This is a genomic window from Caballeronia glebae (assembly GCF_001545035.1).
GTDB classification, from domain to species: domain Bacteria; phylum Pseudomonadota; class Gammaproteobacteria; order Burkholderiales; family Burkholderiaceae; genus Caballeronia; species Caballeronia glebae.
Genome location: NZ_FCOJ02000013.1, coordinates 67,341 through 91,347, shown reverse-complemented (window position 1 = coordinate 91,347; position 24,007 = coordinate 67,341). Strand labels below are relative to the sequence as shown.

Here is a 24,007-nt window from a genome sequence, read left to right as displayed (position 1 = left end):
GGCCATGAAAGCGGCCCGGAAAGCGCATACGGAAGAGACTCACGATGAACATCGATCAATACATGACCGACCTCGGCCGCCGCGCACGCAAGGCGTCGCGCGCAATGGCGCGGGCGTCGACGGCGGCGAAAAATGCGGCGCTGATCAAGGTGGCCGACGCCATCGAGCGCGAGCGCGAAGTGCTCAAGGAAGCGAATGCCCGCGATCTCGCCCGCGCGCGCGCGAAGGGCCACGACGCGGCGTTCATCGACCGCCTGACGCTCTCCGACAAAGCGCTGCACACGATGGTCGAAGGCTTGCGGCAGGTGGCCGCGCTGGCCGATCCGATCGGCGAGATCAGCGGGCTCAAGTTCCGTCCGAGCGGCATTCAGGTCGGGCAAATGCGCGTGCCGCTCGGCGTGATCGGCATCATCTACGAATCGCGGCCGAACGTGACCATCGACGCCGCCGCGCTGTGTCTCAAATCCGGCAACGCGACCATTTTGCGCGGCGGTTCCGAGGCGCTCGAATGCAACACGGCGCTCGCGAAACTGATCGGCGTCGGGCTCGAAGCGGCGGGCTTGCCGCAGGACGCGGTGCAGGTCGTCGAGACGGCGGATCGCGCGGCGGTCGGCAAGCTCATCACCATGACCGAATTCGTCGACGTCATCGTGCCGCGCGGCGGCAAGAGCCTGATCGCGCGTTTGATGGAAGAAGCGCGCGTGCCGATGATCAAGCATCTCGACGGCATCTGTCACGTCTACGTCGACGACCGCGCCGATTTCGAAAAGGCCGCGGTCATTTGCGACAACTCGAAGACGCATCGCTACGGCACCTGCAACACGATGGAAACGTTGCTTGTCGCGCGCGGCGTCGCGAACGAGGCGCTGCCGCAACTGGCGCGCGCTTTCCAGGCGAAGGACGTCGAGTTGCGCGTGGACGGTCAGGCGCGGGCGGTGCTCGAAGCGGCCAATATCGGCGGGCTCGTCGATGCAACCGAAGCGGACTGGAGCACGGAATATCTCGCGCCGGTGCTGGCGATCAAGGTCGTCGCCGATCTCGACGAGGCGATCGAGCACATCAACAACTTCGGCTCGCATCACACGGACGCGATCGTCACCGAAGACCACGACCGCGCGATGCGCTTTCTGCGCGAAGTGGATTCGGCGAGCGTGATGGTCAACGCGTCGACGCGCTTCGCCGATGGCTTCGAGTTCGGGCTCGGTGCGGAAATCGGCATCTCGAACGACAAATTGCATGCGCGCGGACCGGTCGGGCTGGAAGGCCTGACGTCGCTCAAATACGTCGTGCTCGGGCGCGGCGAAGTGCGCCAATAAGCGAAAACTTACAACAAGAACGATGCTCTGGATCAAATCGCTGCATATCGTGCTCATCGCTTCATGGTTCGCGGGACTGTTTTATCTGCCGCGTATTTTCGTGAACCTCGCGATGGAAACCGACCCTGCCGCCACCGCGCGCCTGCTGCTCATGGCGCGCAAGCTTTTCCGCTTCATGACGTTCATCGCGGTGCCCGCGCTCGCTTGCGGGCTGTGGCTGTGGCTCGTCGTGGGCATCGGCGCGGGGCAGGGCTGGCTGCACGCGAAATTGACCATCGTCGTTTTGCTGATCGCCTATCACGCGTATTGCGGGCGCTTGCTGCACACGTTTCAGCGTGGCGAGAACAAGCGCTCGGACAAGTGGTACCGCATGTTCAATGAACTGCCGGTGCTCGGGCTTCTCGGCGCGACGCTGCTCGCGGTCGTCAAGCCGTTCTGATCGTTTCGCGTGGGCCGCGCAGCCGGCTCACGTTCCCACTCTCCGGCTCTCCAGCACGTCTTTCGCTTCCGCCAGCTTCTCCGCCAGTTCGGGTCCGCGGGCCAAAGCCAGTCCCACCGCCAGAATGTCGCCGATCGCGAGATGCGAAACGCGCGATGTCATCGGCGAAAAAATATCCGTGTCCTCGTCGACGTTCGCAAACAGGCCGACGCTCGCCGCGCGCGCGAGCGGCGAGTTGCCGTGCGTGATCGCGATGACTTTCGCGCCGCCGTTCAGCGCCGATCTGCACGCGTCGAGAATGTCCTTGGTGCGGCCGGTGTTCGAGATGGCCACGACGACATCGCCCGCGCGCAATAGCGCCGCCGACGTCGTGTACGTGTGCGGGTCCGAGTACGCGACGGACGGCACGCCCAGCTTGAAGAATTTGTGCTGCATGTCGAGCGCGACGATGCCCGAGCCGCCCGCGCCGTAGAACTCGATGCGGGTAGCTTCCGCGAGAATCGCGATGGCGGCCGCCACGCTGTCCGACGACAGGCTGTTGCGCACCTGGATCAGCGCGCCGATGGTCCGGTCGAGCACCTTGGCGGCCACGCCGGCGGCCGGCTCGTCGGTGCGCACGTCGCGATAGACGGTGGGAACGTCCGCTGCTACCCCTTGAGCAAGACGGATCTTGAATTCGCGAAAACCCGAAAAGCCGAGCGCCTGACAAAAACGCGCGATGGTCGGCTGGCTCACGCCCGCGCGCGCGGCGAAATCGGTCATCGACAGATCGAGCACCTCGCGCGGCGCTTCCAGCACGTAATCCGCCAGCTTGCGCTCGGACGGGCGCAGTTGCTCGCGCATCGCTTCGACTTGGGACAGCAACATCGGAAATCTCGCCTATGCTGAAAATTGCTTGGGACTATAGCTGATCATCAAGCTTGTACAAATACTACATGACGGTGTTCGAGAGACTTAGGGAAATCCCTGAAAAGCATGATGGAAAGGTGTTTGGTCTAGGTGATCGCTTAATAAACAATGCAAATTCGACGTTGAATCCATGTAGTTTTTCTACTAACATTGCAACGCACGGCTACACGACGAAAAACGATCCGAGACGCCGTTCCTCGCAATATCACAACCCAACCTCGACGGCAGGCGCGCCGGGAGTGAGACGAAGGAGCATCGATGGTTTCCCCGCATTCGCAACTCAAAAAAGTCACCGACCGCATCATCGAGCGTAGCAAGCCGACGCGCGCGGCCTATCTTGCACGAATCGACGCCGCCCACGGCAAGTTCCCGGCGCGCGGCGCGCTGTCCTGTGCGAATCTGGCGCACGGCTTCGCCGGTCTCGAAGGGCAGGAGAAATTCGCGATCAAGGCGGTGCGCGAGCCGAACATCGGCATCGTTTCGTCTTATAACGAGATGCTGTCGGCGCACGCGCCCTACAAGAGCTTCCCGGACATCATCAAGCAGGCGGCGCGCGAGCATGGCGGCATTGCGCAGTTCGCGGGCGGCGTGCCGGCGATGTGCGACGGCATCACGCAGGGCAATGCGGGCATGGAACTGTCGCTGTTTTCGCGCGAAGTCATCGCGATGAGCACGGCGGTCGCGCTCACGCACAACATGTTCGACGCCGCGCTGTGCCTCGGCGTGTGCGACAAGATCGTGCCGGGACTCGCCATCGGCGCGCTGCAGTTCGGCCATTTGCCGACCATTTTCGTCCCCGCCGGTCCGATGACGAGCGGCCTCACCAACGACGAAAAGGCGAAGGTGCGTCAGGAATTCGCGACCGGTCAGTGCGATCGCGGCGCGCTGCTCGAAGCCGAAGCGGCGGCGTACCACGGCCACGGCACCTGTACGTTCTATGGCACGGCCAACAGCAATCAGATGCTGATGGAAGTGATGGGCCTGCATCTGCCGAGCGCGGCGTTCGTGCATCCGCACACGGAATTGCGCGATGCGCTCACCGCCGAGGCGGCGCGCCGCGTGCTCGATCTGACGCTCGAACGCGGCAACTACACGCCGATCGGCCACGTTGTGGACGAGAAAGCCATTGTGAACGGCATCGTCGCGTTGCTCGCAACCGGCGGCTCGACCAATCACACGCTGCACCTCGTGGCGATCGCGCGGGCGGCGGGCATCATCATTGACTGGAACGATTTCGACGTGCTCTCGCAAGCCGTGCCGCTGCTCGCGAAAATCTACCCGAACGGCAAGGCCGACGTGAACCATTTCCACGCGGCGGGCGGCGTCGCGTTCCTGGTGCGCAATCTGCTCGAAGGCGGCCTGCTGCACGAAGACGTGCAAACGGTCGTCGGCAAGGGGCTGTCGCTCTACACCCAAGAGCCGAAGCTCATCGACGGCAAACTCCAATGGGTCGACGGTGCCGCCGAAAGCCACGACACGAAGGTGCTGCGCGGCATCGGCGAGCCGTTCCAGCCGGACGGCGGCTTGCGGCTGATGCAGGGCAAGCTCGGACGCGGCGTCATCAAGATTTCGGCGGTCGCGCCGGAGCATCGTGTCGTGAAGGCGCCGGCTATCGTCTTCAATTCGCAGGAAGAAGTGCAGGAAGCGTTCGACAAGGGCGAGCTGAAGCGCGATTTCGTCGCCGTGGTGCGCTTTCAGGGCGCGCGCGCGAACGGCATGCCGGAACTGCATCGGTTGACGCCGCTCCTGGGCGTGCTGCAGGATCAGGGCTTTCATGTCGCGCTGGTCACGGACGGGCGCATGTCGGGTGCGTCGGGCAAGGTGCCGGCGGTGATTCACGTGTCGCCCGAGGCGCTGTTGCAAGGGCCGCTCGGCAAGGTGCGAACCGGTGACATGCTCGTGATCGACGCGCCCGCGGGCGTGCTCGACATCGAAATCGAGGCGAAGGAATGGGACGCGCGCGAAGTCGAAGCGCCGCTGCATCAGGCCGAGAACGAAGCCGGTTTCGGCCGCGAATTGTTCGGCGTGTTCCGCGCCGCGGCGCTGCCGGCGGAAGAGGGCGCCTCGGTGTTCGGCGCGTTGATCGGCGCGGCGCCTGCCGATGGCAGCGAGACGCACGGCCCGGCCTCGCGCGGAAAAAACCCGCTTCGTGACAATGCACGCGCGGCGGCGTCGGCGCTGAACAAGGCGCATGCGACGCATCACTGAACGAATGGCCGCTGGAGCCTGAGAGAAACCCGCGGACAAATCGAAGAGATGCCGCACAAAAACCAGGAGTTGCATCAAATGAAAACGGTAAGCGAAATCGTGCGTCTGGGACCGGTGATTCCGGTCCTCGCTTTCGAAACGATCGAGCAGGGCGAGCATGTGTCGCGTGCGCTTCACGCGGGCGGCGTGAAGGTGCTGGAGATCACGCTGCGCACGCCGGCGGGCATCGGCGCGATCGAGCGCGCGAGCCAACTGGCGGACGATATCGTCGTCGGCGTCGGCACGATCACGAAGCCCGAGCATTGCGCGCAGGCGAAAAAGGCGGGCGCGCAGTTCGGCGTGTCGCCGGGCCTAACGAAGGACATGCACAAGGCCGCGCAGGATGCCGGATTGCCCTTGTTGCCGGGCGTGATGACCCCTTCCGACATCATCACGGCGCTGGAACTGGGTTACGAGATCGTCAAGTTTTTCCCGGCGCAGCAGGCGGGCGGCATTCCGATGCTGCAAGCGTTCTACGGGCCGTTCCCGAACCTGAAGTTCTGCCCGACGGGCGGCATCACGGCGGAAACCGCGACGCACTTCCTCGCGCAACCGAACGTGGTGTGCGTGGGGGGTTCTTGGCTCACGCCGAAGGCCGCGCTCGCCGCGCAGAACTGGGAAGAAGTCACGCGTCTCGCGCGTGCCGCGAGCGAGCTGGCTCCGCACAAGTAAGACGGTCATTCGTGGCCGGCGCGGGCGGCGATGCGGCCGCCCGTTTCTTCTGGAGATCGTCGAATCCGAAACGACGATTTTCCGCACGCCGGAATTTCTTCGACCGTGCGTTCGCAAATAGCGTTCGCCAGAATCACATAGATTGGTACTCCTATCAATCTGGACGGCGCGACTGACCGTGGCAAGCCCCGGCTCGTGCGGCGAAATCGCGGCTTTCCGCCCGCCGCCTCAATCGACTTTCAGCCACCGCCCGCCCCGCCAGCGGCTTTTGCACACCGGCCGCCCGATTCTCCGCCTTACAAAGTAAAATTCCGTTGCCCACCGCCTTGTGCGCGTTTGCCGGACATTGCCGATGTGTGCAGCGCAGCGACGGCAAACGCGCCCATGGCGCGAAAAACAACCTCAACGAAATCAAAGGAGGCGTCATGCCAGCCGTCCACGGGAGCATGCTTTTGCTCTACGCGGTGATCGCGATCGCAGTTCTGATCCTGATGATCGCGCGCTATAAGGTTTACCCGTTCCTCGTTCTCATGATCGTGTCCGTTTTGCTGGCCCTCGCGGTCGGCATGCCGATGGACAAGATCGTCAAATCGTTCGAAACCGGCAACGGCAACACGCTCGGCCACATTGCCGTGGTCGTCGGTCTGGGCACGATGCTTGGCAAGATGATGGCCGAATCGGGCGGCGCCGAGCGTATCGCCAATACGCTGATCAATCTGTTCGGCGAAAAGAACATTCACTGGGCGATGATGGTCGTCGCGATCATCGTCGGCTTGCCGGTGTTCTTCGAGGTCGGCTTCGTGCTGCTGATTCCGATTGCGTTCAACGTCGCGAAACGCACCGGCAAGTCGCTGCTGCTGATCGGTCTGCCGATGGTCGCCGGCCTTTCGGTCGTGCACGGCCTGATTCCGCCGCACCCGGCCGCGTTGCTCGCGGTGCAGGCGTATCACGCCGATATCGGCAAGACGATCGCCTACGGTCTGATCGTCGGCGTGCCGACGGCAATCGTCGCGGGTCCGCTGTTCGCGCTGCTGATTCACAAATACGTGAAGCTGCCGGACGCCAACGCGCTCGCCGACCAGTTCACCCAAAAGCATGGCGACACCGCGAAGAAGCGCGAACTGCCGAGTTTCGGCGTGACGCTGTTCACCATTTTGCTGCCGGTCATCCTCATGCTGATCGGAAGCTGGGCGGATCTCGTCTTCACGCCGAAAACGCTGCCGAACGATCTGCTGCGCTTTATCGGCCAGTCGGATATGGCGCTGCTGATCGCCGTGCTGGTCAGCTTCTGGACCTTCGGCGCGAAGCAGGGCTTCAACCGCGAGCAGATCCAGAAGTTCTGCGGCGAATGTCTCGCGCCGATCGCGGGCATCACGCTGATCGTGGGCGCGGGCGGCGGCTTCGGCCAGGTTCTGCGCGATAGCGGAATCTCGCAGCAGATCGTGTCGAGCGCGTCGTCCGCGAGCTTGTCGCCGCTGCTGCTCGGCTGGTTCGTCGCCGCGCTGATCCGTCTCGCGACCGGTTCGGCTACGGTCGCCATGACCACGGCCTGCGGCATCGTCGCGCCGATCGCCGCGGCTGCGGGCGGTCACACGAGCCCCGAACTGCTGGTGCTCGCCACCGGCTCCGGCTCGCTGATCTTCTCGCATGTGAACGATGGCGGCTTCTGGCTGATCAAAGAGTATTTCGGGATGACGGTCGGTCAGACGTTCAAGACATGGTCGTTGCTCGAAACGATCATTTCCCTGTTGGGACTGGGTTTGACCTTCGCGCTCGCGGCGGTCGTGTAAGGAGACTTCGATGATTCTGATCGCAATGGGCGTGTCGGGCGCCGGCAAATCCCTCATCGGCGAGATGCTGGCGGAGCGGCTGCACTGCGCCTTCACCGACGGCGACGCGTTCCACAGCGCCGCGAACAAGGAGAAGATGCACAAGGGCATCCCTCTGACCGACGACGACCGCTGGCCGTGGCTCAAAACCATCCGCGCCGCGATTGTGGAGAAGCAGCGCGCGGGCGAGACGGCGGTGTTCACGTGCTCGTCGCTGAAACGCTCATATCGCGACGTGCTGCGCGACGGCGACCGCGACGTGTGCTTCGTCTATCTGCACGGCACGATGGATGTGCTGCGCGAGCGTCTGGGTTCGCGCACCGGACATTTCTTCGATCCGTCGCTGTTGCAGAGCCAGCTGGACACGCTGGAAGAGCCCGGCGACGACGAGGCGATCACGGAAAGCATCGAACTCACGCCCGAGCAGATCGTCGATAACGTGCTTGAGAAATTGAAGACGCGTGGATGAAAAAAAGCCCCGGATTTTCCGGGGCTTTTCACTTCCAGCCGACTTACGCGATGCGCTTCGCCAGCTCCACCGCTTTGCCGATATACGACCCCGGCGTCATGTCCAGCAGCAGCTTCTTCGCGTCGGCCGGAATCGCCAACCCGCCGATGAACGTCTGCAGCGCCTCGCGCGTGATGCCCTTGCCGCGCGTCAGCTCCTTCAACTGCTCGTACGGATTCTCGATGCCGTAACGGCGCATCACGGTCTGCACCGGTTCCGCGAGCACTTCCCAGGTATTGTCGAGATCTTCGTTCAGACGCGCGGCGTTCACTTCGAGCTTGTCGAGGCCGCGAATCAACGCGTCGTATGCGAGCAGCGAGTAGCCGAACGCGACGCCGATATTGCGCAGCACCGTCGAGTCGGTCAGATCGCGCTGCCAGCGCGAGAGCGGCAGCTTGTCGGCGAGATGGCGCAACGTCGCGTTCGCCAAGCCGAGATTGCCTTCCGAATTCTCGAAGTCGATCGGATTGACCTTGTGCGGCATCGTCGACGAGCCGATTTCGCCGGCCTTCGTCCGCTGCTTGAAGTAGCCGAGCGAGATATAGCCCCAGACGTCGCGATCGAGGTCGAGCAGGATCGTGTTCGCGCGCGCGACGGCGTCGAACAGTTCGGCCATGTAGTCGTGCGGCTCGATCTGGATCGTGTACGGATTGAACGTGAGCTTCAGGCGATTCTCGACGACATCCTTCGAGAACGCTTCCCAGTCGAATTCCGGATACGCCGACAGATGCGCGTTGAAGTTGCCGACCGCGCCGTTCATCTTGCCGAGCAGTTCGACCTTCTCGATGCGCTGGATCGCGCGCGCAAGACGCGCCGCGACGTTGGCCATTTCCTTGCCGAGCGTCGTCGGGCTGGCGGGCTGGCCGTGCGTGCGCGAGAGCATGGGCTGCTCGGCGTGCAGGTGCGCGAGCTTCACGAGGCGCTCATACACCGAGCGCAGCGCCGGCAGAATCACGCGTTCGCGCGCGCCGGCGAGCATCAGGCCGTGCGACGTGTTGTTGATGTCTTCCGATGTGCACGCGAAGTGGATGAATTCGCTCGCGCGCTCCAGTTCCGGCTGGCCCTTGACCGATTCCTTGAGCCAGTATTCGACGGCCTTCACGTCGTGATTCGTGACGCGCTCGATGTCCTTGATGCGCGCCGCGTCGTGCGCGGTGAAGCGTTCGGCGAGGCTCAGCAGGAATTGTTCGGACGCCTCGGAGAAGCGCGGCACTTCCGCGAAACCCGCGCGCGACAGCGCGATCAGCCAGTGAATTTCGACCGTCACGCGATGGCGCATGAACGCGGCTTCGGAAAGCCAGTCGCGCAAGGCTTCGGTCTTGGCGGCGTAACGGCCGTCGAGCGGCGAGAGCGCGGTGAGCGCAAAGAGGGTATCGGGACGGATATCGGACATGGTCGAGGCGCAGCCGGAAGGAAAAGACGGAAGAACCGCGCATTTTACCATCGGATGCGTCCCAATCCCTGACGCTCAGCGTGCGCGCAGTTCCTCGTCGAGCGTCCGGAGCTGCGCGGGCGTGCCGACGTTTTCCCAGCGGCCTTCGTAGAGTTCGCCGCTCGCGCGCCCGGCCGCGATGGTTTCGCGATAGTACGGCGTGAGCGCGCGGCGCGAGCCCGGCGCGAGATCGTCGAACATGCGCGTGTCGTAGAGACCGATGTTGCCGAAGGTGTAGCGCGGCTCGCCGTCGAGCGCGAGCGCGCCGTCGTTCAGCGCGAAGTCGCCTCGCGGATGAAACGGCGGATTCGGCACCATCACGAGATGCATGCCGGGCGCGTTCATCGAGGCGAGTTTCGCGGCCCGCTCGCGCAAGCTCGCGTAATCGAAATCGCAGAATACGTCGCCGCTCACCGCGATGAACACGCCGTCGCCGATCAGATGTCGCGCCTGCGCGATACCGCCCGCCGTTTCGAGCGCTTCGGTCTCGGCCGAATAGCGCAAATCGACGCGCCATCGCGAACCGTCGCCCAGCGCGCTTTCGATCTGCTCGCCGAGCCACGCATGATTGATGACGACCGTTTCGACGCCCGCCGCCGCAAGGCGCTCGATCTGCCACACGATGAGCGGCTTGCCGCCGACCGCGAGCAATGGTTTCGGACAGGTGTCGGTGAGCGGGCGCATGCGTTCGCCGCGTCCGGCGGCGAAGATCATCGCCGTGTTCAAAGCGTGCGTCATCGTGGATTAAAAGGTGTAGCCGACTTCGGCCGCGCGGCCTTCGAGCGAATCGAGCAGACGCGCGAACGGAAACAACGGCGCGTAACGCTCCGCGACCTTGCGCGCATAGCCGATGAAGCGCGGCAGGTCGGCGAGATAACGCGGCTTGCCATCGCGATAATGAATGCGCGCGAACAGGCCAAGCACCTTGATGTGCCGCTGCAGGCCCATCCATTCGAGCTGGCGATAGAACTCGCCGAAATCCTCATCGACGGGCAGTCCGGCCTTCCTCGCGCGTTCCCAGTAATAAGCGACGCAATCGAGCTGAAACTCTTCGTCCCAGCTGATGAACGCGTCGCGCATGAGCGAGGCCATGTCGTAGGTGATCGGGCCGTATACCGCGTCCTGAAAATCCAGCACGCCCGGATTCGGCTCGCACACCATCAGATTGCGCGGCATGTAATCGCGCAGCATGAAGGTGCGCGGCTGCGCGAGCGCGCTTTGCGCGAGCAGCGCGAAGGTGCTGTCGAGCGTCTTGCGTTCCTCGGCGGAGACTTCGCGGCCCAGATGGCGGCCGATGAACCACTCGGGCATGAGTTCCATCTCGCGGCGCAGGAACGCCTCGTCGAAGGGCGGCAGCACGCCTTCGCGCGCGGTTTGCTGAAAGCGGATGAGTGTGTCGATTGCGGCGCGCATCATCGGTCGCGCGTTCTTTTCGTCGAGAACCGAGATGTAAGTCGTCGTGCCGAGATCGGTGAGCAGCATGAAACCGGCGTCGAAATCCGTTTCCAGAACTTTCGGCACATGCACGTTCGCCGCTTCCAGCAGCCCGGCGACTTGCGCGAACTCGCGGCACTTTTCGGGCGGCGGCGCGTCGACGGCGATGAGCGTCTTGCCGAACGGCGAATCGCTCTGCACGCGGAAATAGCGGCGAAAGCTGGCATCGGTGGAGGCGGGAGCGAGACTCGCGACGTTCAGCCGGTACGGTCCGGCGACGTTTTCGAGCCAGGAGCGAAGCTGATTGAGGCGTGCGTCGGAAGGAATGTGGGTCATAAATTCGAGAGGCCAAACATCTTGCCATATAATACCCCACGACTTTTTTAAGCAATCCGTTTCACGCCTGGCACCAGGCCCCGACGACTTTGAGCGTCACCGTTCGAGCGCGTTTCGTCCCTGCTTGGCAACGGACCGTCAAGTTCGTGACTGCGCAAAGGCGCGGCTGCCTGCCCGGCGGCATCGGGCGCGTGAGACGCGAACGGGATCGAACCGCCACCCATACATGCCGCCACGACAGTTTCCCGTTTCGAAATTCAAAGGCAACGCTCAGCCACGCAGGCGGCGGCTCGTCGCCGCGCTTCTATCCGTTCCGGGCCTGATGCCCGCTCTTGCGCACGCCCAGCTCGCCGGCTCCGCTGCCGACGCTCAGCCGCTCGACGGCCCGGGCAGCCTGCGTCTCGCGCCGCAACTTGAGGAACGTCCGCTGCAAGGCGGCCAGCAGCCTTCGAGCTTCCTTCTGGGCGACAAGGCGACGGGCACGACCGACCAGGACATGGCGGCGAAGGGCTCGGCGGAGATCCGGCGCACGGTCACGGTCATCAAGGGCGACGCGCTGCACTACGATCAGGACACGGACATGGCCGATGCTTTCGGCCATGTCAGGTTGATCAACAACGGCGTGTCGTTCGTCGGTCCGGAAGCGCATCTGAAGGTGGAGGCGAACGAAGGGTTCATGACGAACCCGAAGTACCGCTTCAACCTGACGGGCGGCTCGGGCAGCGCCGCGCGCGCCGACATGATCGACGACGAGCGGGCGCGGATCGATCACGGCACGTACACGGCCTGCCAGTGCGAGTCCGATCCGGCGTGGTACATCAAGGGCTCGTCGTTCGATTTCGACACCGGCGCCGAAGAGGGCATCGCGCACAACGGTGTGCTGTTCTTCCAGGGCGTGCCGGTTTTCGCGAGCCCGTGGTTGTCGTTTCCGCTGACGGGCGATCGTCGCAGCGGCCTGTTGCCGCCGACCTTTTCGGTCGGCTCGACAACCGGCGTCGAAGCGACGATCCCGTACTACATCAACATCGCGCCCAATCGCGATCTGACCATCACGCCGCGCATCATGAGCAAGCGCGGCGTGCTGGGCGAGGCGACGTTCCGCTATCTGTCGCCGACGTACTCGGGCTCGCTCGACGTCAACTACCTGCCCGACGACCGCGTAACGCACTCGAACCGCTACGCGATCTTCTGGCAGCACCGTCAGAATTTCGGCAGCGGTTTCGGCGGCTACGTCAATTACAACAAGGTTTCGGACAATCAGTATCCGGAAGACCTGGGCAACGCGTCGAACCAGTTCCTGAACGGCACGCAGTTGCTGTATCAGCAGGAAGCGGGGCTCACGTACAACAACGGCCCGTGGACGGTGCTCGCGCGCGAACAGCGCTGGCAGACGCTGGCGCCCTCGACGCCGCCGTATGCCCGCGAGCCGCAGGTCAACGTTCAGTACAACAAGTACAACGTCGGCGGTTTCGACTACGGCGCGGAACTGGACGCCACGCGCTTTACGATCACGCAGACCGGCGCCACCGACGGCAACCGGCTGTACTTCAATCCGTACCTGAGCTACGGCGTCAATGCGCCGGGTTATTTCGTCACGCCGAAAGTGCAGTGGCACTTCGCGTCGTACGATCTGAACCACATCGCCACGAGTCAGGTTGCGGGTTCGTCGCCGCCGGTCGCGGGGCAGCCCAAGAATTTCACCGAATCGATCCCGACGCTCAGCTTCGACACGGGACTCGTGTTCGACCGCTCGGTGCGGCTTTTCGGCCAAGATTACATCCAGACGCTGGAGCCACGGCTCTACTACGTCTACACGCCGTATCACAATCAGGACTTCGCGCCGATCTTCGATACCTCCGAAGCCGACTTCGGCCTCGCGGAGATCTACACGCCGAACACGTTCGTCGGCAACGACCGCATCGCGGACGCAAATCGCGTCACGGCGGGCCTGACCACGCGCTTCATCAACCCGGCGACGGGCGACGAGCGCGCGCGTTTCGTCATCGCGCAGCAGTATTATTTCCAGAGCCAGCGCGTCACGATCACGCCGGGGCAACTGCCCGATCAGGCGAAGCACTCCGACCTGATCGCCGGCGCGGCCATCAAGCTGGGCGCTGGTTTCGCCTCGGAAACTGCGTTCCAATATAATGTGGACAACAACCAGCTCGTGCGTTCGAGCGTCGGTTTCGCGTTCAGCCCCGGCGAACGCAAGGTGATCAACGTCGGTTATCGCTACACGCGTTCGAATCAGACGACGCTGGTGAACGAGCCGATCAACCAGGTTCTGTTGTCGGCCGAGTGGCCGCTCTCGAACCGGCTCTACGCGGTCGGCCGCGTGAATTACGATCTCGCGAGCCATCGTCTCGTCGACGGGCTTCTGGGCTTCCAGTACGATGCCGACTGCTGGGCGTTCGGCTTCGGCATGCAGCGTTATGCCAACGGCGTGAACACGCAGGGCCAGCCGTCCTCGGGCACGCGCGTGCTCGCGCAACTGACGTTCAAGGGCTTGTCGAACGTCGACAACGGGCTCGTCAGTGCGTTCCGCGCGAGCGTGCAGGGTTATCAGCCGCCGCCGCCAGCGGCAGCGCCGCTCTCCCGGTACAGCGATTACGAGTGAGAACGGAACGGGCGCGCGCGGCATCTCGCGACGAGCAGCGAAGAGCGGCGTCGGTGGCCGCGCGGAGCGCACACACAAGCAGGACACGAACGGGTGAAGTCCGTATTTGATGGAGTATCTGTGGCAAACATGAATATGTTTCGATCGACGGCAATTGCAGCGGGCGTACTCGTCGGCGCACTGATCCTGAGTTCGCCGGCCGGTGCGCAGGCGTTGTCGAATAGCCGTGCGCAGGTCGTGGATTCCGTCGTCGCGGTGGTGAACGATGGCGTCATCACGCGGCGCGAACTGGAAGAACGCACCGCGCTCATCGTCAAGCGTCTCCAGCAGCAAAACGCGCCGGTGCCGCCCGGCGACCAGATGCAGCGGCAAGTGCTCGATCAGATGGTGCTTGAGCGCATCCAGCTTCAGAAGGCGAAGGACGACGGCATCGTCATCGACGACGCCACCGTGAACCGCACGCTCGCGCGTCTCGCGCAGCAAAACCAGATGACGCTCGACGTCTACCGCTCGCGCATCGAAGCGCAGGGCGTGCCCTGGTCCACCTTCATGCGCGACGCCCGCACGGAGCTTACGCTCTCGAAGCTGCGCGAAAAGGAAGTGGATAGCAAGATCACCGTGTCCGACGGCGAAGTGGCGAACTACATCGCCAGCCAGCGCGGTCCGGGCGCACGCAATACGAGCGATCTGCATCTGCAGCACATCATGTTCAAGGTTCCCGCTGACGCGCCGGACAGCGACGTCGCGAAGGTCCAGGCGCAGGCCGAGGCCGTGCTCAAGCAGGCGCAAGGCGGCGATGACTTCGCCAGGCTCGCGAAGCAGAACTCGCAGGACACGGACGCAGCCAAGGGCGGCGATCTCGGTTTCCGCGCGCCCGCCTCGCTGCCGGCGGGCATCGTAACGGCGGTGTCGACGCTGCGTCCCGGCCAGGTTGTGCCGTCGCTGCTGCGCACCAGCGGTGGTTTCGAGATCATCAAGCTGGTGGATCGCCGCGCAAGCCAGGGCACCGCGGCCGATGCGCCCAAGCTCGTGCAAACGCACGTGCGCCACATTCTGCTGCGCGTGTCGGACGGCATGTCGGAACAGGCGGCGCGCCAGAGGCTTCTCGAAATCAAGCAGCAAGTCGCGAACGGCGGCGATTTCGCCAACTTCGCGCGCACGTATTCGCAGGACGGTTCGGCCTCGCAAGGCGGCGATCTCGGCTGGATCAGCCCGGGCGAGACCGTGCCCGAGTTCGAGCGCGCGATGAACAACCTCCAGGACGGCGAGGTAAGCGATCCGGTGCGAAGCGAGTACGGCTATCACCTGATTCAGGTGCTCGCCCGTCGTGACGCGGAAGGATCGGCGTCGCAGCAGCTCGACATCGCGCGGCAGGCGATCGGCCAGCGCAAGGCAGAGCAGGCCTATTCCGACTGGCTGCGCGAACTGCGCGACACCGCTTACGTGCAGTACAAGGGCATCGCTGCCCCGCAGGAGTAAGCGCATGAGCGCCGCCGACGTCCGACCGCTCGCCATCGCCATTACGACCGGCGAGCCGGCCGGCGTCGGCCCGGAGCTGACGGCGGCGGCGCTCAGACAGACAATCGGGCAGACGCGCGAGCGCTGGCCATCGGCGCACTTCACGGTGCTCGGCGATCGCGATCTACTGAGCTCACGCGCGGGCGGCGCATGGCCCGACGCGGTGGACATCGAGCATCACGCGCTCGCTACGCCCGCCGAGCCGGGCAAACTGAACGCGGCCAACGGGCGCTATGTGCTCGATCTGCTCGATGCCGCCATCGACGGCGCGGTCTCCGGCCGCTTCGACGCCATCGTCACCGCGCCGTTGCAAAAGAGCACGATCAACGATGCCGGCGTGCCCTTCACCGGCCACACCGAATATCTCGCCGAGCGCACGCACACGCCGCGCGTCGTAATGATGCTGGCGGGTTCGGGCGAGCGTCCGTTGCGCGTGGCGCTTGCGACCACGCATCTGCCGCTCAAGGACGTCTCCGCCGCGCTCAGTATCGACGGAATCGTTGAAACGCTGACGATCATCGATCACGATCTACGCGCGCATTTCGGCTTGCCCGCGCCGCGCATTCTCGTGACCGGACTCAACCCGCACGCGGGCGAAAACGGTTATCTCGGCCGCGAGGAAATCGACGTCATCGCGCCAGCGCTCGAACGCGCCCGCGCGCTCGGCATCGACGCGCCCGGCCCGTATCCCGCCGATACCCTGTTCCAGCCGCGCTATCTGAAAGACGCCGATTGCGTGCTCGCGATGTTCCACGACCAGGGCTTGCCGGTGCTGAAGTACGCGACCTTTGGCGAGGGCATCAACGTGACGCTCGGCTTGCCGATCATCCGCACGTCGGTGGATCACGGCACCGCGCTCGATCTCGCCGGCACGGGCCGCGCCGATCCGGGCAGCATGATCGCCGCCATCGACGCCGCCGTAAGCATGGCGCGCCACAAGCGCCGCGCCTGAATTCGCGCGCATTCATTCGAACGAGTATGACCACCAAACATCAAGGCCACTTCGCGCGCAAGCGCTTCGGGCAAAACTTCCTCGTCGATCGCGGCGTGATCGATTCCATCGTCGATGTAATCGCGCCGAAGCGCGGCGAGCGCATGGTCGAGATCGGGCCGGGCCTCGCGGCGATCACCGAGCCGCTGATCGAGCGTCTTGCCACGCCCGAGTCGCCGCTGCATGCGGTGGAACTGGACCGCGATCTGATCGGCCGTCTGGAAAAGCGCTTCGGCGACAAACTGGTCGTGCATTCCGCCGATGCGCTCGATTTCGATTTCGCGTCGCTCGCCCTCGTTGGCGAAAAGCCGAGCCTGCGTATCGTCGGGAATCTGCCGTACAACATTTCCAGCCCGCTGCTGTTTCATTTGACGACGTTCGCGCCGAAGGTCATCGATCAGCATTTCATGCTTCAGGACGAAGTGGTCGAACGCATGATCGCGGAGCCGGCGAGCAAGGACTACGGCCGTCTTTCGGTGATGCTGCAATACCGCTACGTGATGGACAAGCTGATCGACGTGCCGCCGGAGTCGTTCAATCCGCCGCCGAAGGTGAATTCCGCGATCGTGCGCATGATTCCGCTCGCGCCGCACGAGTTGCCGGAAGTGGACGAACGCGTATTGAGCGAAGTCGTGAAGGCCGCGTTCGCGCAGCGCCGCAAGGTGTTGCGCAACAATCTGGGCGCGTATCGCGACAGGATCGATTTCGACGCACTCGGCTTCGATCTCACGCGTCGCGCCGAAGAAGTGCCGGTCGCGGAATTCGTCGCGCTGGCGCAAGCGGTTCAGCGCTCGAAAGCCTGAACCCAGCCGGCATCCGACAGCAATCTCATCAGCCGTTCCAGACGCATGCGCTGCTCGCGAAGCAAGCCGCGCGTCGCGCTTACCTGCTGCACGCGAGTACGCCAATAGGTCTGGCCGAACAGCGAATTCGCGCTTTCCGCCGACAGCACGCGCTCCAGATGCCCGATGGCGGCATCGACATTTCCCGGCGTGTAGGGGCTCACGATCATGGCGTGCCGTTCGAGTGTTTCGTTCATCGCTGTCCTCGTGTCGCGTTGAATCCGAGCGACCGATTCTGCTGGCGCGGCGAGACATTCCGCGTCCCGAATACGCCCGCGCGACCGGGACGCAATGTGTCCGGATCGGCTGCTATGATCGTCGTCCCCATCAACGCGGGGCAGCAAGACATCCTTAAAGGGAAGAGAGCATGCGCTTCATACACGCGGCGGATATTCATCTCGACAGCCCGTTGCACGGCCTTTCCGCCTACGCGGACGCACCCGCCGACATGCTGCGCAGCGCCACGCGCGAGGCCTTCTCGAAGCTCGTGTCCGTGGCGGTGGACGAACAAGTCGATTTCATGGTGATTGCCGGCGATCTCTACGACGGCACCTGGCGCGATCACAACACGGGCATCTTCTTTTGCCGCGAAATGGGGCGGCTGCGTCGCGCGGGCATTCCGGTCTACGTGCTGTTCGGCAATCATGACGCCGAAAGCGAAATGACGAGCCAGCTTCAGTTGCCCGACAACGTCCACACGTTCGCGACACGAAAGCCGCAGACGTTTCGCATCGACGATCTGAAGGTCGCGTTGCACGGCCACAGCTTCAAGGAAAAAGCGGTCACGACGAATCTCGTCACCGCGTATCCGCCGCCGGTCGCGGGCTATTTCAATATCGGCGTGCTGCACACCGCGCTCGAAGGCGGCTCCATGCACGCGAGCTACGCGCCGTGCTCGGTCGCCGAACTGCACGCGAAGGAATATCACTACTGGGCGCTCGGCCACGTACACGACTACGCGATCTGGCAGGACGCATCGACCATCGTGTTTCCGGGCAATCTGCAAGGCCGCAATATTCGCGAGACGGGGCGGCGCGGTGCGGTCATCGTCACCGTTTCGGATACGGAAGAGGTGAGCGTCGAGCGGCTTTTCATCGACGTGTTGCGCTGGGAAGCCGTCACGGTCGATGCATCGCAGGCAAGCACGCTCGATGAGGTCGCGCTCGCGGCCGGACGCGCGCTCGAAGCGCTCGTCGAATCTTCGGCGTCGCCGGTGCCGCACGCCGTGCGCGTGACGATCTCCGGCGCGACTAAGGCGCACGGCGAACTCTTCGGCCGGGAAGCGCAATTGCGCGCCGAAGTTCTCGCGCAGATCGCGGCGATCAGCCACGACCGGCTCTGGCTCGAAAAAGTGAAGATCGCGACCGAGCCGCTCGCGCACAGCGAACCCGCCACCGGCCGCACCGATGCGCTCGCCGACCTTCACGGTCTTCTGATCGAAGCCGAGTCCGACCCGGAGTTTCTGAGCATGTTGAAGGAAAGACTCATCGCGCTGGCATCGCAGGCGCCGAGCGAATTGCAGAAGTGCGTGCCGGAACTGGAGCACGTGCGCAACGGCGAACTCGCGAAGCTGGTCGCCGAAGTGCGCTCCGGGCTGATCGCGCAACTGTCGGACGCGGGGTAAGCCATGCGCATCGGCAAGCTCGAACTCATCCGCTACGGCAAGTTCACCGATCACGCCGTCGAATTTCCGGCGGCGGAACATGACTTCCACTTCGTCGTCGGTCCGAACGAGGCCGGCAAGTCGACCATCAAGAACGCGATCTCTGAATTGCTCTTCGGCATGCCGCACAGTTCGCCGCTCGCGTTCGTGCATCCGCAAAGCGACTTGCGCCTCGGCGCGTCCATCGAAGCGGGCGGCGGGGAGGGCGGTGAAGCGTTCGCGTTTCATCGCACGAAGAGCCGCAAGTCGTCGCTCAGCGCGCCGAACGGAGATGCGCTGCCCGCCGACGCATTGGCCACGTTTCTAGGCGCGTCCGACAAGAGCTTCTTCGAGCAGATGTACTGCCTGAATCACGAGGCCTTGCGCCGGGGCGGCGAAGCCATTCTCGATTCATCGAGCGATGTCGGACAGGTGCTGTTTCAGTCGGCGGCGGGCATTGCGAGTCTCGGCGACGTGCGCCAGCGTCTCGCGGATGAAGCCGACCGTCTCTGGGCGAAGCGCAAGTCGGGCGACCGCGCGTATTACATCGGCCTGAAGCAATACGACGAAGCGACCGCCGAACTAAAGACGGCGAGCGTGCGAACGGCGCAGTGGCGTCGCGCGCATGTCGCTGTGGAAGAGGCCGAGGAGAAGCGCCGCGAGCAGGACGCGCATCGCGCGGAACTCGAAACGCAGCGCGGCAAACTGGAACGCGTGCGACGCGTCGCGCCGTATCTGAACGTGTGGCGCGAGAAGGCGGCGGAATTGCGCGAACTGGGCGATGCCGTCGATCTGCCCGCGAACGCCGAATCGACCTTGCAAAACGCGCTCGAACGCCTCGCGACCGCGCAAGGCGCACTCGACGTACACGCGAAAGCGGCCGAGCAGTTGCAGGCCGATCTCGGCGCGATTCGAATCGACGAAGCTATCCTCGCCGCGCAAGCCCGCATTCGCCTGCTCGAAACCACGCGGCAGCGCTGCGCGAATCACGCGAGCGAAATCGCGAGGCTCGAACAGGAAGTCGCCATGCGCCTGCGCCAGATCGCGCAGGACGGCGCGCAACTCGGCTGGCCGCAAGACGAAGCGGGCGTGCGCCGCGCAATGCCCGGCGCGCTTGCGCTCCAGACCGTCACGAGCCTGATGCTGGAGCGTGGCGAACTCGAACTCGCCGCGCGCAATGCGCAGCAGGCAGCCGACGAATGCGCCGCGCAAATCGACACGCTGCAAACAAAACTCGCGGCGATTGCGAACGGCGAAGTATCGCCGGGTCTGCGCGCCGCATTGCGTGCCGCGCAGAAGTATCGCGACGCGAGCGCGACGAAGCAGCGCCTCGAAGACGCGAAGCGCGACGCGGAGCAAACGCTCGAAGCGGGCATGGCGTCGCTCGGCCGATGGTCGCGGCCCATCTCCGAACTGAAGTCGATGACACTGCCGGCCGCCGAACGCATCGCCGCATTGCGCGCGCAGCGGCAGGATCTGTCGGCCCGGCTGACGCTAGCCGTGGATCGCGCGAAAGAAGCGCACGACACGCTCCACGTCGCGCGATCCGAGTTCGACAGCCTGGTCGAAGCGCACGATGTCGTGACGGGCGATCAGGTTCGCGACGCGCGTGCGTCACGCGATGCGGCGTGGAGCGCGATCAAGTCCGGCGACGTCGCGCCCGGCGATGGCGCGTCCGGTTTCGAAACGGCGATGCACGCGGCGGACGGTCTGGCCGACCGTCAGCTAGGTTCGGTGGGTCACGCGACGCAGCTTGCGGCATTGAAGCGGCGCGTCGCGAACGAAGAATCCACGCTCGCGCGACGCGAACAAAGCGTGCGCGAAGCCGAATCGGCGCTCACGACATTCGACGAAACGTGGCGCGCGCTCGCCGCGCAATCGCAGATCGCGGACATGCCGCTCGACGACGCGCCCGCGTGGATCGCATCGCGCGACAAGGCGCTGGCGGCCTCACAGACACTCGATGCGCGCGCCGAAGAACTCGCGCGCGAAGCCGCCGATTCCCGCACGCGCCGCGATGAACTCGCGCGGTATCTCGAAGAAGCGGGCGCGCGTATCGACGCGCAGTCCGGCCTCGATACGCTGTGCGATGTGGCGGAGACGCACATCGGCGCAATCGACGAAGCGGCGGTGTCGCGGCGTCACGTCTCGACCCGGCTCGACGAAGCGCAAACCGAGCGCATCGCAAGGCAAGGCGCGGCGAAAGCGGCCGGCGATGCATTCGAACGCTGGCAACGCGACTGGTCGGCGGCAATCGCGAAAGCGGGCCTCGCGAACGCGGCGCTCTCGCAGGCGGCGGCGGAAGCAGCAATCGATATCGTGAAGAAGATCGGCGAGCAACTCGCGCAGATCGAGACCGTGCGCGGCGGCCAGATCGACGCGATGCGCGCGGCGCTTGCCACGCTCGACGCCGATGCATCGCAACTCGCGCGCGAATTCGACGAATCGCTCGCAACGCGCGGTGCGAACGCGATTGCGACCGAACTCTCGGCGCGCCTCGAACGCGCGTCTTCCGCTCATGCCGAACTTGAGCGCTTGAAGAAGGAACATGCGCTAGCGAGCGATCACGTGCGCCACGCCCGCGCCGATGTGGAAGAAGCGAAGGCCACGCTGCGTCCACTTTACGATCTGGCGGGCGTCGATATGCCGGACGTGCTTCAGGCGCTCATCGCGCAATCGCAGAAAAAGCGCGGGCTGATTGCCGCCGTGGACGACGCGCGCGCCGCGCTCATCAAAGGCGGCGACGGTCTGACGCTCGACGAACTCGTCGCGGAAGTGGAGGGCGCGGACATGGCGAACGTGCAGGCGGAACTGTCGCGCATTGGCGCGGCGCTGTCCGAATCGGTGCGGATCGCGAGCGAAACGGCGACGACGCTCGACGCCGCGCGCCGCGAACTCGACGCGATTTCAGGCGAAGCGAACGCCGCGCGCGCCGAAGCGAAGCGCCAGGAAGCGCTCGCTACGATGGCCGACGCCGCCGAGCGTTTCGTGAAGGTCGAGACGGCATCTACGCTGCTCAAGTGGGCAATCGACCGCTATCGTGAGCGCCGCCAGGGTCCGATGCTCTCGCGCGCGAGCACCATTTTCGCGGAACTCACGCTCGGCACGTTCTCGCGGCTCGCCGTCGATTACGACCGCCAGCCTATGGCGCTCTCGGCGATTCGCGCGAGCGGCGAGCATGTCGATATCGCGGGCATGAGCGAGGGCACGCGCGACCAGTTGTATCTCGCGCTGCGGCTCGCGGCGCTGGAAGAACACGGCGAGAAAGCGTCGGCGCTGCCGTTCGTGGCCGACGATCTCTTCATCAATTTCGACGATGGCCGGGCGCGCGCCGGCTTGCGCGTGCTCGCGCACATCGCGAAACGCACGCAGGTCATTTTTCTGAGCCACCACGATCATCTGGTGGATATCGTGCGCGAGGTGTTCGGGCCGCAGGTCAACGTGCGCTACATGGGGTGACGCGCTTCACGCCGTGCGATAACGGTTCGCGAGCTTGGCGAAATCCTCCGCGAACTCGTCGCGCAAACCTTGCGGCGCGAGAATCTCCACGCCCGCGCCGAGCGCACGCAGCCACCAGCGCAACTTGAGACTCGGCGTGACCGTGCCCGTGACTTTCATGCGGCCATCGGCAAGCGTATCGATTTGCTGATCCTTCGACATGGGCGACTCACGTAGCTGATTGCCCGCGCTGCCTTCGAACGCCAGTTCGAGCAGCACGGGCGGCTCGGGCAGGAAGTCGAACACCTGCTGCGTCTCGATGTACTTGCGCAGCTTGAAATCGTCGGGATAACTGAACGACTCGCCCGATTCCTTCACCGAGCGAATGCGGTCGAGCCGGTACAGCGCGCGCCTCCATTCCGTTTCGCCTTTTTCGGGGCGCGGCGGATGGCTCGGGTCCTGCGCGACCATATACATCACGCCCGCCGATTCGACCAGCGCGAGCGGCCAGAGCGTTTTCGTGCGCGGCTCGCCTTTTTCCTCGTCCTTCTGTTCCTTTTGTTCTTTCTGTTCGCCCTTGTACGCCGCGCGATATTGCACGAGCAGTTCGCGCTCGAAGAACGTCGCCGTTACCACGGTCTGAAAAATTTCCGGACGCAGCTTCGGGCGAATCAGCGTGAACGCGCCATCCACGGAATCGATCTTGTCGCCCCACGCGCGATACACGCGGCTGTCGTCCTGATGATTGTCGTTCTCCTGTGAAAGCCGCGCCTCGGCCGCCTTGAAGAGCGGGTCGATGTCCTTCGTCACCGCGTTCGGCAACTTGTTGCCCGCAAAGCGCTGAAGAATATGAAACGCGACCGCCTCCGACGCGCTCATCAACCCGACGCCTTCCTGCAAACCGTGCAGCCACGGCTTGCGCTGCCACATCAATTCACGACCGTTGATTATGGAGACGACGCGCGCATCGGCTTCGAGCGCGGTGAGATGACGCTGCACCTTTTTCGTATAGCCCACGCGATGCCCGCGCTCTTCGAGACGGCGGCGTATTTCGGGCGTGGAGAGCCACGCGGTGGCGTCGCGCTCGGTGGGCAGCACGCGGAGGATGGCTTCGTCGAGGCTGGAGGTCATGGTGGCGGAAGCCTTCGTGCGTTGTCGTGCGCCTGATTATAAGGACGATTGAGACAGATTGTGTCTCGAAGCAACGATCTCTATCGAAAGCTCTTTCCATTAATTTTCACATTTGTCCTATATCGATAGGACAGGTAATTTGAAAACATACGCTCCGGATGAACTTCGTATTTTAGGGTGGAGCGGGAAATGAGAATTCGCTTATTGATTTTGTCGGCATTTTTGGCTTTTGCCTCTTTGAAAGCCTCTGCGTCTACGCAGGAAGACACGAACACGTTGATTCAACCGGAGCAAAAGTGGATCGCCGCATCTAATGCAGGCGACGTCGACACGCTGAGTGCCATCGTCGACGATTCGTATCAGGCTAATACGCCATACGGAACGCACTCGAAAGCGGACATGCTCAGGCCCGTTACTGGTGCCACGCAATCCGTGCAGAACCTTACCGTGGTGAGCAGTGGCGACCGTGCCACGGTCTCGGGCGAGAACGTTGTAACGGTCGCGAACGGCGTCGTCATGCGCTTCGCTTTTACCGACTCGTTTGCCATGAAAGACGGCCAGTGGCGCGCCGTGAATTCATACGTCACCAAGCAGTAAGACATTTCAGTGCGGCTTTTAAATGGCCGGCCAATATTCGCGCGCATCCAGCCCGCGCGTGATCCATCCGATTGGGCACGCGAGCATTTCGAATCCAATTTGTTCGACG

Annotated in this window: 19 protein-coding genes; 13 read left to right on the top strand and 6 right to left on the bottom strand. The window is 64.0% G+C overall.

Annotation, left to right across the window (positions count from 1 at the left end):
* Positions 1-44: 44 nt before the first annotated feature.
* Both AWB82_RS11660 and AWB82_RS11655 read left to right on the top strand, forming a co-directional pair.
* A complete protein-coding gene (locus AWB82_RS11660; protein ID WP_086967291.1) occupies positions 45-1,316 on the top strand; it encodes a glutamate-5-semialdehyde dehydrogenase in 1,272 nt (423 codons plus the stop codon).
* A 22-nt stretch (positions 1,317-1,338) separates the two neighbouring features.
* The gene (locus AWB82_RS11655; protein WP_086967290.1) at positions 1,339-1,755 is read left to right on the top strand and encodes a CopD family protein; all 417 of its coding nucleotides are present in this window, start codon (positions 1,339-1,341) and stop codon (positions 1,753-1,755) included.
* A gap of 27 nt (positions 1,756-1,782) precedes the next feature.
* Here the strand turns inward: AWB82_RS11655 and AWB82_RS11650 are convergent, their stop codons facing one another.
* Positions 1,783-2,622, bottom strand: coding sequence for a MurR/RpiR family transcriptional regulator (locus AWB82_RS11650; protein ID WP_086967289.1), 840 nt, complete (start codon positions 2,620-2,622; stop codon positions 1,783-1,785).
* Between the two features lie 300 nt (positions 2,623-2,922).
* On the opposite strand from AWB82_RS11650, the gene edd reads away from it, so the two are divergent.
* The 4 genes from edd to AWB82_RS11630 all read left to right on the top strand — a co-directional run bounded on the left by edd (position 2,923) and on the right by AWB82_RS11630 (position 7,881).
* Positions 2,923-4,872: a phosphogluconate dehydratase gene (edd, locus tag AWB82_RS11645; RefSeq protein WP_086967288.1), complete on the top strand. Its 1,950-nt coding sequence runs from the start codon at positions 2,923-2,925 to the stop codon at positions 4,870-4,872.
* Between the two features lie 78 nt (positions 4,873-4,950).
* Complete coding sequence (gene eda, locus AWB82_RS11640) at positions 4,951-5,583, top strand: bifunctional 4-hydroxy-2-oxoglutarate aldolase/2-dehydro-3-deoxy-phosphogluconate aldolase (protein ID WP_086967349.1); 633 nt, start codon at positions 4,951-4,953, stop codon at positions 5,581-5,583.
* Positions 5,584-6,008: 425 nt separating this feature from the next.
* Positions 6,009-7,373 carry a GntP family permease gene (locus tag AWB82_RS11635; RefSeq protein ID WP_086967348.1) on the top strand — a complete coding sequence of 455 codons (1,365 nt, stop codon included), beginning with the start codon at positions 6,009-6,011 and terminating at the stop codon, positions 7,371-7,373.
* A 10-nt stretch (positions 7,374-7,383) separates the two neighbouring features.
* Positions 7,384-7,881, top strand: coding sequence for a gluconokinase (locus AWB82_RS11630; RefSeq protein ID WP_086967287.1), 498 nt, complete (start codon positions 7,384-7,386; stop codon positions 7,879-7,881).
* A gap of 43 nt (positions 7,882-7,924) precedes the next feature.
* Here the strand turns inward: AWB82_RS11630 and purB are convergent, their stop codons facing one another.
* The 3 genes from purB to AWB82_RS11615 form a co-directional block, all read right to left on the bottom strand.
* Entirely contained in the window at positions 7,925-9,313 is a 1,389-nt protein-coding gene (gene purB / locus AWB82_RS11625; RefSeq protein WP_200818085.1) for an adenylosuccinate lyase, read from the bottom strand.
* 75 nt (positions 9,314-9,388) lie between these two features.
* Entirely contained in the window at positions 9,389-10,090 is a 702-nt protein-coding gene (murU, locus tag AWB82_RS11620) for an N-acetylmuramate alpha-1-phosphate uridylyltransferase MurU (RefSeq protein ID WP_086967285.1), read from the bottom strand.
* A 6-nt stretch (positions 10,091-10,096) separates the two neighbouring features.
* Positions 10,097-11,122, bottom strand: a complete 1,026-nt coding sequence (locus AWB82_RS11615) for an aminoglycoside phosphotransferase family protein (protein WP_086967284.1) — start codon at positions 11,120-11,122, stop codon at positions 10,097-10,099.
* Between the two features lie 226 nt (positions 11,123-11,348).
* Here AWB82_RS11615 and AWB82_RS11610 point away from each other — a divergent pair, with 226 nt between their 5' ends.
* The 4 genes from AWB82_RS11610 (at position 11,349) to rsmA (ending at position 17,051) form a co-directional block, all read left to right on the top strand.
* Positions 11,349-13,739, top strand: coding sequence for an LPS-assembly protein LptD (locus AWB82_RS11610; protein ID WP_086967283.1), 2,391 nt, complete (start codon positions 11,349-11,351; stop codon positions 13,737-13,739).
* A 135-nt stretch (positions 13,740-13,874) separates the two neighbouring features.
* Entirely contained in the window at positions 13,875-15,218 is a 1,344-nt protein-coding gene (locus AWB82_RS11605) for a peptidylprolyl isomerase (RefSeq protein WP_086967347.1), read from the top strand.
* 4 nt (positions 15,219-15,222) lie between these two features.
* A complete protein-coding gene (gene pdxA, locus AWB82_RS11600; RefSeq protein WP_086967282.1) occupies positions 15,223-16,209 on the top strand; it encodes a 4-hydroxythreonine-4-phosphate dehydrogenase PdxA in 987 nt (328 codons plus the stop codon).
* A 26-nt stretch (positions 16,210-16,235) separates the two neighbouring features.
* Entirely contained in the window at positions 16,236-17,051 is an 816-nt protein-coding gene (gene rsmA / locus AWB82_RS11595) for a 16S rRNA (adenine(1518)-N(6)/adenine(1519)-N(6))-dimethyltransferase RsmA (RefSeq protein WP_086967281.1), read from the top strand.
* On the opposite strand, the gene AWB82_RS11590 is transcribed toward rsmA, so the two are convergent.
* Complete coding sequence (locus AWB82_RS11590; RefSeq protein ID WP_086967280.1) at positions 17,033-17,287, bottom strand: hypothetical protein; 255 nt, start codon at positions 17,285-17,287, stop codon at positions 17,033-17,035. The genes rsmA and AWB82_RS11590 overlap by 19 nt on opposite strands.
* A gap of 170 nt (positions 17,288-17,457) precedes the next feature.
* On the opposite strand from AWB82_RS11590, the gene AWB82_RS11585 reads away from it, so the two are divergent.
* Together AWB82_RS11585 and AWB82_RS11580 are read left to right on the top strand one after the other, a co-directional pair.
* The gene (locus AWB82_RS11585; RefSeq protein WP_086967279.1) at positions 17,458-18,714 is read left to right on the top strand and encodes a metallophosphoesterase family protein; all 1,257 of its coding nucleotides are present in this window, start codon (positions 17,458-17,460) and stop codon (positions 18,712-18,714) included.
* 3 nt (positions 18,715-18,717) lie between these two features.
* Complete coding sequence (locus AWB82_RS11580; protein ID WP_086967278.1) at positions 18,718-22,191, top strand: ATP-binding protein; 3,474 nt, start codon at positions 18,718-18,720, stop codon at positions 22,189-22,191.
* Between the two features lie 6 nt (positions 22,192-22,197).
* Here the strand turns inward: AWB82_RS11580 and AWB82_RS11575 are convergent, their stop codons facing one another.
* Positions 22,198-23,301: a helix-turn-helix transcriptional regulator gene (locus AWB82_RS11575; RefSeq protein WP_086967277.1), complete on the bottom strand. Its 1,104-nt coding sequence runs from the start codon at positions 23,299-23,301 to the stop codon at positions 22,198-22,200.
* 189 nt (positions 23,302-23,490) lie between these two features.
* Between AWB82_RS11575 and AWB82_RS11570 the strand changes: the two genes are divergently transcribed.
* The gene (locus tag AWB82_RS11570) at positions 23,491-23,898 is read left to right on the top strand and encodes a nuclear transport factor 2 family protein (protein ID WP_086967276.1); all 408 of its coding nucleotides are present in this window, start codon (positions 23,491-23,493) and stop codon (positions 23,896-23,898) included.
* Positions 23,899-24,007 lie beyond the last annotated feature (109 nt).

Bases quoted from the DNA above. Each gene is read 5' to 3' on its own strand.
- AWB82_RS11660 (WP_086967291.1), top strand. From the start codon at position 45: ATGAACATCGATCAATACATGACCGACCTCGGCCGCCGCGCACGCAAG.
- AWB82_RS11655 (WP_086967290.1), top strand. From the start codon at position 1,339: ATGCTCTGGATCAAATCGCTGCATATCGTGCTCATCGCTTCATGGTTC.
- AWB82_RS11650 (WP_086967289.1), bottom strand. From the start codon at position 2,622: ATGTTGCTGTCCCAAGTCGAAGCGATGCGCGAGCAACTGCGCCCGTCC.
- edd (WP_086967288.1), top strand. From the start codon at position 2,923: ATGGTTTCCCCGCATTCGCAACTCAAAAAAGTCACCGACCGCATCATC.
- eda (WP_086967349.1), top strand. From the start codon at position 4,951: ATGAAAACGGTAAGCGAAATCGTGCGTCTGGGACCGGTGATTCCGGTC.
- AWB82_RS11635 (WP_086967348.1), top strand. From the start codon at position 6,009: ATGCCAGCCGTCCACGGGAGCATGCTTTTGCTCTACGCGGTGATCGCG.
- AWB82_RS11630 (WP_086967287.1), top strand. From the start codon at position 7,384: ATGATTCTGATCGCAATGGGCGTGTCGGGCGCCGGCAAATCCCTCATC.
- purB (WP_200818085.1), bottom strand. From the start codon at position 9,313: ATGTCCGATATCCGTCCCGATACCCTCTTTGCGCTCACCGCGCTCTCG.
- murU (WP_086967285.1), bottom strand. From the start codon at position 10,090: ATGACGCACGCTTTGAACACGGCGATGATCTTCGCCGCCGGACGCGGC.
- AWB82_RS11615 (WP_086967284.1), bottom strand. From the start codon at position 11,122: ATGACCCACATTCCTTCCGACGCACGCCTCAATCAGCTTCGCTCCTGG.
- AWB82_RS11610 (WP_086967283.1), top strand. From the start codon at position 11,349: ATGCCGCCACGACAGTTTCCCGTTTCGAAATTCAAAGGCAACGCTCAG.
- AWB82_RS11605 (WP_086967347.1), top strand. From the start codon at position 13,875: ATGTTTCGATCGACGGCAATTGCAGCGGGCGTACTCGTCGGCGCACTG.
- pdxA (WP_086967282.1), top strand. From the start codon at position 15,223: ATGAGCGCCGCCGACGTCCGACCGCTCGCCATCGCCATTACGACCGGC.
- rsmA (WP_086967281.1), top strand. From the start codon at position 16,236: ATGACCACCAAACATCAAGGCCACTTCGCGCGCAAGCGCTTCGGGCAA.
- AWB82_RS11590 (WP_086967280.1), bottom strand. From the start codon at position 17,287: ATGAACGAAACACTCGAACGGCACGCCATGATCGTGAGCCCCTACACG.
- AWB82_RS11585 (WP_086967279.1), top strand. From the start codon at position 17,458: ATGCGCTTCATACACGCGGCGGATATTCATCTCGACAGCCCGTTGCAC.
- AWB82_RS11580 (WP_086967278.1), top strand. From the start codon at position 18,718: ATGCGCATCGGCAAGCTCGAACTCATCCGCTACGGCAAGTTCACCGAT.
- AWB82_RS11575 (WP_086967277.1), bottom strand. From the start codon at position 23,301: ATGACCTCCAGCCTCGACGAAGCCATCCTCCGCGTGCTGCCCACCGAG.
- AWB82_RS11570 (WP_086967276.1), top strand. From the start codon at position 23,491: ATGAGAATTCGCTTATTGATTTTGTCGGCATTTTTGGCTTTTGCCTCT.